Annotated in this window: 12 protein-coding genes and 1 pseudogene; 1 reads left to right on the forward strand and 12 read right to left on the reverse strand. The window is 54.2% G+C overall.

Annotated features, from left to right (window positions below):
- Positions 1–277: 277 nt before the first annotated feature.
- The 11 genes and pseudogenes from AC1DKH_RS03700 to AC1DKH_RS03750 all read right to left on the reverse strand — a co-directional run.
- Positions 278–1,207, reverse strand: coding sequence for a DMT family transporter (locus AC1DKH_RS03700; RefSeq protein WP_477797444.1), 930 nt, complete (start codon positions 1,205–1,207; stop codon positions 278–280).
- Between the two features lie 102 nt (positions 1,208–1,309).
- Positions 1,310–2,323, reverse strand: a complete 1,014-nt coding sequence (locus AC1DKH_RS03705; RefSeq protein ID WP_477755857.1) for a GlxA family transcriptional regulator — start codon at positions 2,321–2,323, stop codon at positions 1,310–1,312.
- Positions 2,324–2,427: 104 nt separating this feature from the next.
- Positions 2,428–3,426 carry a 4-hydroxyproline epimerase gene (locus tag AC1DKH_RS03710; RefSeq protein ID WP_477797445.1) on the reverse strand — a complete coding sequence of 333 codons (999 nt, stop codon included), beginning with the start codon at positions 3,424–3,426 and terminating at the stop codon, positions 2,428–2,430.
- A gap of 12 nt (positions 3,427–3,438) precedes the next feature.
- On the reverse strand, positions 3,439–4,287 hold the full coding sequence (locus AC1DKH_RS03715; protein WP_477797446.1) for an ABC transporter permease: 849 nt from the start codon (positions 4,285–4,287) through the stop codon (positions 3,439–3,441).
- Entirely contained in the window at positions 4,284–5,132 is an 849-nt protein-coding gene (locus AC1DKH_RS03720) for an ABC transporter permease (RefSeq protein ID WP_477761936.1), read from the reverse strand. Before AC1DKH_RS03720 ends, AC1DKH_RS03715 begins: the two co-directional genes overlap by 4 nt.
- Entirely contained in the window at positions 5,129–6,247 is a 1,119-nt protein-coding gene (locus AC1DKH_RS03725) for a quaternary amine ABC transporter ATP-binding protein (RefSeq protein ID WP_477797447.1), read from the reverse strand. Before AC1DKH_RS03725 ends, AC1DKH_RS03720 begins: the two co-directional genes overlap by 4 nt.
- 74 nt (positions 6,248–6,321) lie before the next feature.
- Positions 6,322–7,173: a glycine betaine ABC transporter substrate-binding protein gene (locus AC1DKH_RS03730; protein ID WP_477797448.1), complete on the reverse strand. Its 852-nt coding sequence runs from the start codon at positions 7,171–7,173 to the stop codon at positions 6,322–6,324.
- Positions 7,174–7,240: 67 nt separating this feature from the next.
- Positions 7,241–8,587 carry an NAD(P)/FAD-dependent oxidoreductase gene (locus tag AC1DKH_RS03735; protein ID WP_477761938.1) on the reverse strand — a complete coding sequence of 449 codons (1,347 nt, stop codon included), beginning with the start codon at positions 8,585–8,587 and terminating at the stop codon, positions 7,241–7,243.
- Positions 8,584–10,101 carry an aldehyde dehydrogenase gene (locus AC1DKH_RS03740; protein ID WP_477797449.1) on the reverse strand — a complete coding sequence of 506 codons (1,518 nt, stop codon included), beginning with the start codon at positions 10,099–10,101 and terminating at the stop codon, positions 8,584–8,586. The genes AC1DKH_RS03735 and AC1DKH_RS03740 overlap by 4 nt, the downstream gene beginning before the upstream one ends.
- Positions 10,094–11,005: a dihydrodipicolinate synthase family protein gene (locus AC1DKH_RS03745; protein ID WP_477797450.1), complete on the reverse strand. Its 912-nt coding sequence runs from the start codon at positions 11,003–11,005 to the stop codon at positions 10,094–10,096. Before AC1DKH_RS03745 ends, AC1DKH_RS03740 begins: the two co-directional genes overlap by 8 nt.
- Positions 11,002–11,145: pseudogene (locus AC1DKH_RS03750) on the reverse strand (GntR family transcriptional regulator); the annotation flags it as partial. The pseudogene AC1DKH_RS03750 and the gene AC1DKH_RS03745, both read right to left, overlap by 4 nt.
- 607 nt (positions 11,146–11,752) lie before the next feature.
- Here AC1DKH_RS03750 and AC1DKH_RS03755 point away from each other — a divergent pair.
- Entirely contained in the window at positions 11,753–12,988 is a 1,236-nt protein-coding gene (locus tag AC1DKH_RS03755; protein WP_477797451.1) for an aromatic ring-hydroxylating oxygenase subunit alpha, read from the forward strand.
- A gap of 114 nt (positions 12,989–13,102) precedes the next feature.
- Here the strand turns inward: AC1DKH_RS03755 and AC1DKH_RS03760 are convergent, their stop codons facing one another.
- Positions 13,103–14,056 carry a LysR family transcriptional regulator gene (locus AC1DKH_RS03760; protein WP_477761942.1) on the reverse strand — a complete coding sequence of 318 codons (954 nt, stop codon included), beginning with the start codon at positions 14,054–14,056 and terminating at the stop codon, positions 13,103–13,105.
- Between the last annotated feature and the right edge of the window lie 364 nt (positions 14,057–14,420).

Consider the following 14,420-nt stretch of genomic DNA (forward strand, 5'->3'; position numbering starts at 1 on the left):
AGATTCGCAGTCACCCGCGACACCCTTGCCTCTGGCTAACACTTCCCCTTGCCGGGTGTGTAGAGGACTTTCACCTCCAAGTCACCAGCGTGGCCACCACAGCCAAACTGGTTGCGCTTATGCGCAACGCGCCATGCCTGGCGCACAATACAAAACGCCCGATGCGGTGCATCGGGCGTTTTGAGGCTGAAACAGGTGTAAACCTATTTCAGGACTAGACACCGTGCTCATCCAGGAAACCAACCACACATTGATTACTTCATACATTCAGGTACGTTCACACCTTTGCTTTAATCGCATACAGCCCCCCGATAATCACCAACGCTGCGCCGACAACCACCCAGGTATCAGGGCGCTCGGCAAAAACGATTACACCAACCAAAGTGGCGAACACCAGAAGCGCATAGTTGAAAGGCTGCAGGGTAGAAGCGGTCGCGTACTTCAGTGCTTGAATGAGGAGAATCTGAGCGACTACTCCCGTCAATGACAGGATCCCCATCAAGAAGCCCTGGACCGGAGTCGGAGAAACCCAGGCTGGCAGCCCCACAAATGTAATTGTCAGGGCACCCACACTTGCCATAAAAAGCATGTTCGTCGCAAAGGAATCGTGCTGGCTAATCCGGCGCGTCAGTACATTGAAGAATGCGAACCCTAAAGCAGACAGCAAGGGAATCACGGCCGCGAGTTCAAAGACGCCCGCGCCTGGTCGCAGGATGATCAGTGTGCCGGTGAACCCTATGGCAGCAGCGATCCAACGTCGTAGCCCGACAAACTCTCCTAGCAGGCCCCCCGCCAATGCCAAAGTCATCAGAGGGAATACCGCATAGAGAGCGTGCATTTCAGCCAAACCTAAATATCGTAACCCGACTGCAAACAGTACTATTTCACCAACGGCTAACAGGGCTCGAATGATTTGGAGCCAAGGGTGTTTACTGCATAAAGACTCCTTGACCCTACCTTGGTAGGCGGCATATCCGAAGGCAAAAACGACAAACACCCAATAACGCACCATGACCAGTTGGGCAACCGGGAAGTCTTTGACAAGCACCTTGGTTATTCCGTCCTGGCTCGCAAAGATAAGCATTGAAAGCAGGCATAGGAAAATCCCGAGTTGAGGCCTTGCGACCCCAGGACTAGCGGCAACGGTGGGCGTCGTTAAGTACGCCGTGTTTTTTGTTTGACCGCTCTTCAATCGCACCTCGGTCATGCCCCTCCTCCTTAAAATTTCAGCAACTCCGGTTTGGAGCGTTACAGCAGCCCGCAGTCGCGGTTAAAGACCACCAGTCACTGAGGATTGATCGCGCGTTCTTTACTTCACCAACCGCGTTTCTCTCGAAGGCCGGTAACCAAAATACGAGCTGTAGCATTTGCTGAAATGGCTCGGTGAAACAAAGCCGCATGCGACCAGCACATCAACCTGAGACAGCTCTGTGTGCTGAAGCAAGCGCCGTGCTTCGGTAATGCGCAATTCCAGGTAATACCGTTGCGGCGTGGTACCCAGTTGCTCTTTGAACAAGCGCTCTATTTGTCGACGGGAACGTCCGGCATATACCGCCAGTTGGTCCATTTGCAACGGCTCTTCCAGGTTGGCGTCCATCAGTTTGACCACCTCTTTGAGGGGGGCGCTCAACGAGATGTTCTGTGTCGGTTTGATACGCCGATACCGCGACTCTTCGAAAGACAGAATGTCTTCGATGCCCTCGACAAGCGCCTTGCCATGCAGCCCTTTGATCCATTCGAGAGCCATATGATAAGCACCCGCCGGACTCGAAGCCGTGAGCCGGTCTCGATCCATGACAAATGCTTCACTGGTGACATGCGTGACTTTGGAAATTTCTGCGAGCGCAGGTCGGTGCTCGGGATGAATCGCACAACGATACCCTTCAAGCAAACCTGACACGCCCAAAAACCACGCCCCATTCCACAGCCCGGCCAGGGTGATACCCAGTTCCGATGCCGTTTTGAGAATGCTGATCAGCTCGTGATTGACTTTGAGTTCGGTGCGATAGCCGCCGCAGATGACCAGCAAATTAAGGTCTTTGAGTGCTGCGACGTCCAAACGCGCATCCGGTCGAATGACCAGGCCAAGGTCGCTGGTGACCTCTCCGTCCTGCACCCCGAAGGTTCGTGAAGAGAACAACGTAGGCCGCAAAAGGTTGGCAGTGACAATCGTATCGAGCGCTTGCGTAAATGCAGGCAACGAGAAGTGTTCGAGCAGTAAAAATCCTGCCCGGGCATGAGCCGTCGGCTCGCTCCGAGTCTCTTCCAGATAGCGCAGGTTTTTACCTTTCATACACCCGCTGAAATCTCGTCGTTCGATCACTTTACGCCTCGCTTTTTTTACACTGACAAATGCAGCCTTTGTGCAAACCAAGGTTGAATCTGCGTCTGCGAAGAATCAACCGCTGACGCCGTGACCAAACTGTTTTATGCGAGCTGGAACCCGTGAGCCAGAGGGTCTTTATCATCGACGAAAATGGTGTTGTGACCTATCACCTCAGCCCAGCCGCTGACACTTGGCTTCATTGCGTCGAAGGTTCCGACTTTTACCGACGCCTCAACCTTTCCTTCGTAGATCGTACCAATCAGACTTTCAAGTCGGTAAATGTCGCCGACATTCAGCCGCCCCTTTGCGAAGAGCTGAGCCATCCGGGCCGAGGTACCGGTACCACCGGGAGAACGATCAATAGCTTTATCACCGTAGAATACTGCACAGCGGCCATGCACGGTTCTACTGTGTGGTTTGTCACACCAGATAATGTGGTGAACACCACTGATTCTGCTGTTCTCAGGATGCACAGGGTCACAAATAACCGAGAGCGCTGCACGCAGCTTCTGGCTCAACCTCACGATGTCAGCCGTCGTCTGCCCTTCGAATCCAGTCCAGCACTCCTGTGGTTCGACCACCGCATAGAAATTCCCGCCGTAGGCGATGTCCACCGTAAACGTACCAATACCCGGTACTTCCACCACCACATCGGCGCTGTGCAGGTAGCTGGCTACGTTGAACAAGCGAATCGACTCAACAAATTCGCCGCCCATGGTGTATTCGACATCGACCCGTCCCGCCGGTGTTTCAATCGCCAGTTTTCCCGGCTCACGAGGTGTCACCAAGCCCTCTTCAATGACCACGGTCGATAATCCGATGGTGCCCGCTCCACACATCGGCAGGCAGCCGCTGACTTCGATAAACAACGCACCGAAGTCGCAGTCGTCACGTACCGATGGATAGATGATGACGCCGGACATGATGTCGTGCCCCCGGGGCTCGAACATCAACGCGGTGCGTACCCAGTCGTGGTCACGCACGAAAATATCGCGCCGCTGCGCCATTGAAACCGACGGCATCAGCGGCGCTCCGCCCGCTACGACCCGAACCGGATTTCCGCAGGCATGTGAGTCAATGCAAAAAAAACTACGTCTCATGCTGAAGCCCTTTCAAAGAAGTTTGTTGGGGGAATGACGCTGCAACGCACCGCGTGACAGTCGATCCAACAGCAGAGCAATAGCGACAATGGCCAGTCCCGCTCGAAGGCCCAAGCCCATCTCCATTCTGGAGAGGCCTCGGGTTACTTCAGCCCCCAGACCGCCCGCCCCCACCAGACCAGCCAGCACCACCATCGCCAAGGACATGAGGATGCATTGGTTCAGGCCTACCAGCAGCGTGGGTGCGGCTGTCGGCAGTTCAATTTTGAACAGAATGTCTTTAGGTGAAGCACCGGACGCCTGGCCCAACTCAAGGAGATCCTTGGGCAGCTGCTTGAAGGCCAGGGTCGTCAATCTGAGCATCGGCGGGATGCCGTAGACAATCGTTGCGATGATCGCGGGCACCCGTCCCAAGCTGAACAGCATCACTGCGGGGATCAGGTAAACCCAGGGCGGCACGGTTTGCATGATGTTCAGAATCGGCAGCAACGCTTCATCTACACGCTTCACCCGGGCGGCCAGAACCCCCAACGGGAAAGCGATGGCAACGGAGATCAGGACCGACACACTAACGAGCGCGATCGTCTGGATGGACGCGACCCAAAGGCCAGCGAACAAACAGAAAGCCAACATCAGCGCAGCGAAAACAGCGACTCGCTTATTGGCAAAAAAGAAGGCCGCGACAACGACAATTCCGATGAATAAATACGGATGGGGAGCAAGCAGCGTTCCCTCCACTGCGCCGAGTACCCCCTCAACGACCTGACTGATCCCTTTGAACAAGCCATGTAAATTCGTGTTCAGCCAATCAACGGCAGGAGCCAGGTAATCGCCTGGAGAAAATTGAATGTGCGTTGTCATTGGGAAGCCCTCACCCGCGCCTGTGCAGCACTCTGCGCCAGACGATCCAGGATCATGGTCAGGATAACGATAGCGATGGCCGCATTGATCGACTTGGCGATATCCAACGTACGGATGGAACCGTAAATCGCCTCGCCCAAACCGCCCGAACCCACAATGCCGGCGATGACGACCATACCGAACGCCATCATCAGGCTTTGGTTGACACCGGCCATGATGCTGGGCATGGCGAATGGTAAGCGGATCTTGAAAAACATCTGCATTCCAGTCACGCCGCTGGCATCTCCCAACTCGATGAACTCCTTGGGTGTCATGCGAATACCCAGGGAAGTCAGTCGTAGCGCAGGGGGAAGCGCAACGATAAAAGTCGCCAACAGCGCCGTGGCAGGGCCGTAGCCGAGCAGTGCAATGGCCGGTAGCAGGTAGATGTAGGGCGGCATCGTTTGGATCAAATCCAGACAAGGATCAACCACACGATCAAAGGCCGGCGCCAGACCGGCAATGACCCCCAGCGGAATGGCGACAACCAGTGCCAGGACAGTCGCTGTGAGCACCAGGGCAAGCGTGCTGACTGTCTCTGGCCACAAGCCGATGACGTCGCAAAACAACAAGGCCAAACCTGCGAGAGTCGCAAAGCGAACGCCAGCCACACGCCAGCCAATCAACGCCATGACAATCGCTACGGCGTAGTGCGGTGGATAGGCGATACACCACAGCACGCCTTCGTAAATGCCCTTCAGCACCGCATTGACGGCATCGAACACGAACTCGCCATTATCCGAAAGCCATTCCAGTCCTGCATCAATGGAGGTATCAAACTGACTGGAAAAATCCGGCGTGCTCATGCGGACGCCTCCATCGCATTGGCAGTTGCTACGGACGCAGACTCGTTGGGAATACCTTGAACGCCACGCAGCAGATCACGGGGCGTAATGATCCCCACCACTGTTCCGTTATCGACGACGGCAAGCGCGTCGCGCACGGACTTCATCGTCAAACCGATGAGTTCATCGATATCGGCGTCAAGCGAGGTTTTGGTGAGCCTGGAAATGTCGCAAGTCGGATGTGCTGCCTTGTAGGCCTGGACAGACGTCATGACCGAGTGAGCCTTGACCAGATGCAATCGGGAAATGCCGGCGACGAATTCCGCCACGTAGTCGTCAGCCGGGTTGAGCACGATTTCCTCGGCGGTGCCAACCTGAATGATGGCGCCATCTTTCATGATCGCAATGCGGTCACCAATGCGGATGGCCTCGTCCAGGTCGTGTGTAATAAACACCGCGGACTTGCCCAGCTCCTTGGTCAGCTGGCGGAACTCATCCTGCAACTGTCGGCGAATCAGCGGATCAAGCGCGCTGAACGGCTCATCCATCAAAATCACTTCTGGATCGGCAGTCAGTGCACGCGCCAGTCCGACCCGTTGTTGCATGCCGCCGGACAGTTCGCCTGGATAGCGTGAAGTCCACTCGCTCAATCCAACCTTCGCCAGCGCCAGCTCGGCCACTTTGTAACGCTCGGCCTTGCCAACACCCTGCACTTCCAGGCCAAACGCGGTGTTCTCAAGAACCGTACGATTGGGCAGCAAGGCAACGCTCTGAAAGACCATACCGATATGCCGCGCCCTCACCTCTCGCAACTGTGCGGGTGACAAGGATGAAACGTCCTTGCCTTTGACCAGCACCTTCCCCGAGCTCGGGGTGATCAGCTTGTTCAGCAACCTTATAAGGGTGGATTTGCCACTGCCGGACAAACCCATGATGCAAAAGATTTCCCCCCGGCGAACCTGGAGACTGACATCGGAAACCCCGACCACACAGCCATGGTTTTGCAGGATCTGGGTCTTTGAAAGACCCTGCTGGACAACCGCATCCATGGCTGCCGGTGCACTTTTACCGAAGATTTTCCAAACCGACTGGCAATCCACCAGCACTTCGTCAGTATTAATTGTGGCCATTGTCATTTCGCAATCCATCGAACCAGTTGTTTGCTGGTTTTTTAATTAATCAAAGGGCGGCAGTGGCAAACAAACAAAACTTAATAGTTCTTGATATTTCCCCAACGATTTACAAGGTCTGTATGACTATCAATCCAGCCCTTGATAGCCTCGTCCATGGTCTTGCCATCCTTGACTTCAGCATTCATTGCGGTGATGTCCGTGATGGGCACATAAACACTGGCCATCAGTTCGCGCGCACGCGGATTGGCTTCAGCGAAGCCTTTGTGCCCGATCCAGTAATAACCCTGCAATGGCGGGAAGACCCCTTTTGGATCTTTCAAGAATTTGAGATCAAATTTCTTGGTCATCCAGGAAGGATCCCAGACGGTTACCGCCACCCATTCTTTTCGATCGACTGCCGACTTTAAAGCCGCGGTCATTGCCGAAGTACTGCCTTCGACCAGCTTGAGCTTGATGTCGTACGCTTTGACCACGTTGTTCGCGTCACTCATCAAACCCGAACCAGGCTCGATGCCAATGATTCTGTTCCCCAGTTTGTCCGCGTTTGCGTTCAGCTGTTCAATGGAGTCGATGTCTACGTAACTGGGTACTGCCATGCCCTGATAAAGACCAAAGGAGACCGGTGACAGCTTCTCGATTTTGTTCTTGTTCTTTTTCCAATAATCGGCGGCGGCGTAATCAATCTGGGATGCCAACACCTGAATATCCCCTTTACTGAGTGCAGCGTAGGCGATACCCCACTCGGAAAACTCCACGATTTTTACGGTATACCCAGCGTTCTCAAGTACCTTCTTGGTAATGCCGGTAATGGGCACCAAATCCTCCCAGGACATGGTCCCCATTACTATGTTTTTTTCTTCTGCCTGTGCCTGCAAACTCATCATGCCCACCAACGCGAGCGCGCAGAATGCCTTCCAGATATTTCTCATGGATTATTCCGTTCTTATTAGTGACTTGTTAAACGGCCTTTATAGGAAAAGCCGACAACTTAACTTATTAACCTTCTCGCCCGGCCCAAAACTCATGCCAACGAATAACCGAACTGACGCCCAGCTTCGTTATTATCTTGGGGGGTAACCTGCTGGGTCCTGGTGCGTGACTGAAACTGTCCAGAAAATCAGAACGTGTACCCGAAGCCAACTCCGCCGCCATTACACCTGCCAGGGTGCTCTTGACCGTTCCCAACCCATTTTCGCAGCAAGCCGAATACAGGTTTTCTTCGATCTCGCCAAATGCAGCGGCGCTGTTACGACTCAAACACAGACGACCGGCCCAACTGAACTCCAACGCAGTGGATTTCAATTCGGGAAAGCGTGCATCCAGGGAATGTCGCTGTTCTTTGGCAACCGCAGCTACACGCTCTGGGGTGACCTGGATACTCGGGTCATAGGTGAATTTTGTCCGGATGACGATACGTGAGAGACCGTCTGTAGAGATTTTACGAACAGTCGCTCCCATTGGATCAGCCGGCAACAAGGCCCACCTGGCTTTTCCTGGTACATCTTTCCTGAATTCATCATCACTGTACGCTGCCGTCATGGAGGCGTAAGTGAAGACGTGCAGCAGGCGTCCTTGAAAATGGCCAAAGTCTTCAATGTGGCCGTTGACCGCCAGAATGACCTTGGGTGCGCGCACCACCCCGTTATGAGACCGAGCAGTCCAGCTGGTACCTTGCCTGGACAACTCAATGATTGGAGAGCGCTCATAAAGAGTGATTTCCCCTTCGAGCCCCGCTGCCAGGTCTCTGATGTATTGCGCAGGCTGAATCAACACTGCGCCGGGGGTATAGATCCCACCTTGGTAATAGGTTGACCCAGTGATTTCACGCATTTGCGCTGCATCAAACATCTCGAACTTTTCGCCAATGCGCTCAAGGGATTTGGCGTAATTGACGTTCAGCTTCAAGCCCCGCTCAGTGGCGGCCGCGTTGATCTTCCCTGAAGGATCGAAGGTGTCTGCAGACATGCCGTACTCGCGTGCGGCTTGCGCAGCAAAATCAATCGCGAAACGATTTTGCGTGATTTCCAGAGCCGTTGCAGACTCACTGGCAACGGAGTACTCCCCGGACGACAGACTGTGCGGCACATCGATCATGAAGCCAGAGTTTCTGCCTGCTGGCCCCTTGGCGACTTCATGAGCATCGACCACGACAATGCTGTCACCCGGGTGTAACTGTGAAAGTCTGCGAGCAGCGGACAGGCCGGCAAAACCGGCGCCGATAATCAGCCAATCCGCCGTCACGTTTCCATCAAGCATGCGGACAGGCGCAGTGCGTGCGGAAATCGCCTCCCAACCTGAAACCCCGGTGTCTACCGGCAGGCGCTTGATGGTATGGGTGCTCATTTTTCGGTCTCTTCATCCGACCGATCAGACACATCGATCCAGATGGTTTTGATTTCGGTGTACTGGTCGTGGGCAAAAATGGATTTGTCCCGGCCACCGAACCCTGATTCCTTGTAGCCGCCGAAAGGCGTCGACGCATCGCCCTCACCAAAGCAGTTCACAGTGACAATGCCGGCGCGGATTTCTCGCGACAACTTGATCGCCCGACGCAGACTGCCGGTATAAACCGAGGCCGCCAGGCCGTATACCGTGTCATTGGCCAGGGCAATAGCTTCAGAGATCGTATTGAAGGTGGTCACCGAAAGAATCGGGCCGAAGATCTCTTCCTGGAACAGCCGGTTGTCTCGACCGACACCGTCAATCACGGTTGGCTCTACGAAGGCACCGTCTTTGGTCGCACCACCGTAAACAACTTCAAGCTTTGCGGCGGTGGCGTGCTCAAGGTACGACTTCACTTTTGCGAAATGCTCTGGGCTGACCAGCGACCCTACGCGGTTTTGCGGATCAAGTGGGTCGCCCATCTTCCATTCGCGGATGTAGGCGCCCATGCGCTCCAGCAGCTCGTCTTTAACAGACGCGTGGACGATCAGGCGCGAGGTCGCGGAGCAGTTTTCGCCCATGTTCCAGAACGCGCCGTTGACGACATGCTCGGCCACACGATCCAAGTCTTCGGCATCATCCATCACTACCGCCGGATTTTTCCCGCCGCATTCGAGCACGATGCGTTTCAGGTTCGAATCGGCTGCGTAATGCAGGAAACGGCGGCCGGTCGCAGTGGAGCCGGTGAAGCTCACCATGTCGACGTCGTTATGCAAGCCAATCGGCTCGCCGACCTCTTTGCCCGTGCCGGTCACAATGTTGAGGACACCGGCGGGTATACCGGCTTCAAACGCCAGCTGAGCGACACGTAACGTGGTCAGCGACGTTTGTTCGGCAGGTTTGACGATGACCGAGCATCCTGCGGCGAGCGCCGGGCCGATTTTCCAGGCCAGCATCAGCAGCGGGAAGTTCCAGGGCAACACGCAGCCCACCACGCCGATCGGCTCCCGAACGACCATGGTCAGCGCGTCGCTGCCCACCGGGGCGGTGTTGTCATAAATCTTGTCGATGAGTTCCGCGTGCCAACGCAGGGTGTGGATGGTGTCCGGCACATCGACCAACTGACACTCACTAACAGGCTTGCCGCTATCGAGGCTTTCGAGGACGGCCAGTTCGTGTTGATGGCTTTCAAGCAGGCTCGCAAACTTCAGCAGAACAGCTTTGCGCTCCCTGGGAGAAATCGATCTCCAGCGTCCATCCTCGAAGGCCTCTTTGGCGTTACTCACCGCAAAGTCGACATCCTCGGACGAACAGGCAGCGACGTCTGTCAAAAACTCACCCGTTGCCGGGTTGTTCGTGGCGAAGGTTTTGCCAGAGATCGCGGGCTTGAACGCGCCATTGATGAACGCCTTGGATGGCAGCGAAATGTCTTTAGCCAGAGCGGCATATTCGGCCTTGCTCAGAAGATCACCCATGGCAGGCTCCCGAAGTAATGTTGGCTACGTTGCGTTTAAGTTCGGTAATGACCGACGCGAAACTCTGCTTTTCGTCCGCTTCAAGTGGCTGCAATGGCAGGCGCACGTTACCGACTTTCAATCCGGCGACTTCGCAGCCGTACTTGATCGACTGCACGAACTTGCCACCGTCCAGGGCATTCATCAGCGGCATCATTGCCGACATGATTTGACGGCCTTTGTCGAAGTTCTTTTCGATCACGCAGGCTTCATAAAGCGCAACGTGTTCCTTGGCCAGGAAGTTGGAACCTGCGCACACCCAACTGCGGGCGCCCCAGGCAAAAAACTCGAGGGCCTGGTCGTCCCATCCACAGGACAAGGCGATGTTGGGAAACTGCCGGGCCAGCATATGCACCTGGCCCATGTCGCCGGAACTTTCCTTGATGGCGACGACGTTTTTCGATTGACTGACACGCGTGAAATATTCTTCATCCATCGAAACGCACATGCGCCCCGGATAGTTGTAAAGCATGATCGGCAAGTCCGCTGCGCGATCGATCGTGAGCGCGTGAATCGCGTTTTCCTGTGAGGTTGGCAGCGCGTAAGGCGGGGACGTAACGAGAATGGCGTCCGCTTTGATCGATTTGGCATCCTTGGCGTACTGAACCGCATCTTCGGTACGAATCGCCCCGGTACTGACGATCAGTTGCACCCGAGTGCCGATCACATCTTTGGCGTAGGCCGCCAACTCGGTGCGTTCTTCCGAAGTCTGCGCATAATACTCGCCGGTCGACCCGCCGATAATAATGCCGTGCACCTTCGCCTCTATCAGCGACTCCAAAACTTCCGAGTACACATTCCAGTCAATCTCCCCATCAGAGTTATAAGGAGTTACTGCTGGCGTATAAATACCTTCAAATTTCAAGATAAATGCTCCGAATGCGGGTTAGGTGGAAGATCAACGAACGCGTCAGCCTTGATGCCTTGAGGCGCGATAAACATCTCCATGTTTTCACGGGACAGTTCCCAGTGTTCAAACACGAGATAAACGACGGCGCTTTGGTTAACTGTTGAATCCAGACTGGCATGGGCCAAGAAGGCGGTCAATAGAGTGTATTTCCGGCGTATACATTTCTAGAGGGATGCTTCACTCGTTATTAAAAATACTTTTTTCTTTGTTTTCAATGACTTGAATTTCCCCCATCAGAGCCGCGACGTCAATCGATAACATTTGTTTATGCATTGATAAGAGTAAATGTTTCTTGTTGATGCATCATTGCCGTCGTAGTCTTACAACAGCGATATTCTACCGACGAATTGGCGGCGAAGCTCACTTGTACACTCGTCCCATTAGTTAGGGTCCGTTTGCCCGGGCTCGACTAAGGTACTGTAGAAATATTGCTATCGATGCAAACATCGGCATTTAAGAATTGTCTGCATTAGTAAGGACTCAGAAACGAAATGAGTGCACGGATGGCACCACCATCCAAGAAGGCACATTTTTCGTAAGACGCTTCCTGGACGTGGCAAACCGTTCCGGTTCGCGGATAGAAGCAGCACGGTTTGATGGTCTTGCATCCACAGACGGTACTGCGAACTCAAGACCGTTTAGCCTCATCTCGCTGAGCTGGCTGAATGTGTCGCCCCCTTGGTATTTTGGAGTGTGTTGACCGTGAGCACTAAATCGGCAGTTTCAAATCTAATCGCGCAGCGCAAGCCTGACCATGCGCTGCCAGGTGCCCTCTATAGCGACCCAGACGTTTACAGGCAGGATCTGGAACAGATCTGGCACAAAAGCTGGATCTTCGCAGGGCATACATTTGAGCTGGAGAAGTCGGGTCAGTACCTGTCGCTGCAAATCGGCGATTACCCTGTCGCCATCGTGCGCGGCGCAGACAAGCAGATTCGTGCATTCCACAACGCCTGCCGCCATCGCGGTTCCAAGGTGTGCCCGCAAGCTAGCGGCAAGGTCGCCAAGCTGGTGTGCCCTTACCACAAATGGACATTCGAGCTGGATGGCAGACTGCTTTTCGCCGGGAACATGGGGGACGATTTCGACAAGTCACAGCATGGTTTGAAACCCGTGCATTGTGAGGTCGTCGAAACCTACATCTATGTGTGCGTCGCTGACGTCGCCCCTGACTTTTCTTCATTCAGAAAGTCCGTCACCCCTTTCGTTGCGCCTCATAACCTGGACGACTGCAAAGTCGCGTTTGAGTCGAACATCATCGAGAAAGGCAACTGGAAACTGGTTTTCGAGAACAACCGCGAGTGTTACCACTGCGATTTTACTCACCCGGAATTGATGCACTCATTCGTCGACAACCCATCAGTGGGTGGCGCCGGCGGTGATGAGGACCTTGAACTCAAAGAGCATTGGGATCGTTGCGAAGCGGCAGGCCTGCCAAGCCGATTGGTCATGGACGAAGACGGTCGCTTCCGCATGACGCGCATCCCCCTGTTTTCCGGGGCCGTCAGCTACACAATGGATGGCAAGCCTGCGGTTGGCGGTCGCTTGGACACAACCGGTGAAGCCAACATCGGTGCGCTGCTTTATTTCAACTACCCATCGACCTGGAACCACTTTCTGGGCGATCACGCGCTGAGCTTCCGCGTTCTGCCCATCGGTCCGGGCGAGACGTTGGTCACTACAAAATGGATCGTCAAGAAGGACGCGCAGGAAGGTGTCGACTACGACATCGATCGCCTGACCAAGGTTTGGCTTGCAACCAATGACCAGGATCGCACCTTGGTGGAAGGCGCACAGGTAGGGGTCAGCTCCCCTGCTTACGAGCCGGGCCCGTTATCGGTGGCTAGCGAAATTGGTGTGTGTCAGTTTGATGACTGGTACTGCAAAACGATGCTTGAGCAACTCAATGACACGATCCCGTTAAGGTCTGTCGGCTAAGTGCAAAACTGCCGGTGGTGAGCACCACGAATGATCACCACCGGCACACCCAAACCTCTCCCCTCTGCGCAAACCGAGTCACTGCCCAGCCAGCACTCCTATCTTCTAAACGGCTCAGGAAAACTGGGCGAGAATCCAGTCTCGTAGTCGGCAACACGCTTCGTCGTTCACCCGGTCTTCACGGAAAGTCAGATAATGCTGGCTTTCATGGAGAACCACTTCCTGATCGACTGGACGAACCAGTGATCCGTTTTCGATTAGATTCGCAACCAGATGATTCCATCCAAGGGCTACACCCTGGTGGGTCAAAACCATACTTATCACCAGGTTGTAGTCGTTTGCATTGAAAACGTGAGGGCTATCGTGAGGCCGCTTTTCAATATCGACATCGTGATAGGCCAGCCAAACGCCCCAGTCGACGTGCTCCGCTACCTGGGATCGGCCATAGGGGCTGAGATTTAGCAGAACCCCATCGCGCAACCCTTCCAGGCTGGACAGCTCAGGATGCTCCTCTTTATATCGAGGTGTGCACACCGGGTAGATGACGTCATGAAACAACGGATAACTACGATAACCATCCTGAACCTTGGCCATCTTGGTGATGAAGATGTCGGGGGTTACACCGGGTTCCATCGACAAAAAGTTTTGAGTGGTCACCAGATTCAGATCGATATCAGCGTTCTGAGTGAAAAAACCCGGCAGTTTGGCTGCTAACCAAAGAGCCGAAAACGCTGGGGAACAGCAAAGCGTCAGCGTTCGCTTGCCTGCATTGTTGGTGCGAATGCGTTCCGCTGCCTGGGAGATGTTTACGAAGGAAAGCTGCGCAGCATCGAAAAAAATGGAGCCGGCCTCAGTCAGCTCGACCGCTCGACCGACCCTCTTGAACAGATCAACCCCAAGGTACGTCTCAAGCTCTCGAATCTGACGACTGATTGCCGCTTGAGTAACGCACAGTGCCTCTGCCGCTCGCGTGAAACTCTGGTATTTGGCGGCCGCTACGAATGACTTGACTGCTTTCAGAGACGGCATTTTCAGCAACGTCATATCTGGATCGATGTGCTTAACCATAACCTAAAGTATTTAATGTCCGGTTCGGGGCCCCTTGGGAGGACCTTAAAGGAGGAGATCGGCGGGAGGGTTCCACCTGGGAGTGCATGCTTGAGAGTAGCTGAAAGAGAAGGTCTACAACAGGGAAAACGGCGCTTCGCTGAACAACAAACACTGGCGGCATCGAAAACGGATATCAACGCAGGATCGATAACATAGCGTTATTGATTGGTCAGAAGAAATGTTGTTAGACGCTGACTCTATTAGGTAATAACTTGTCACTCAAGGCACTGCCAAATTCAGCGTCGATAAAACAAAAATAATAAACATCACATAATAAAGAGGATGGTCACAATGACTAATTCCCAACTCTTCTCCCAGCTTG

The sequence above is a fragment of the Pseudomonas sp. 05L36 genome (genome assembly GCF_056398125.1).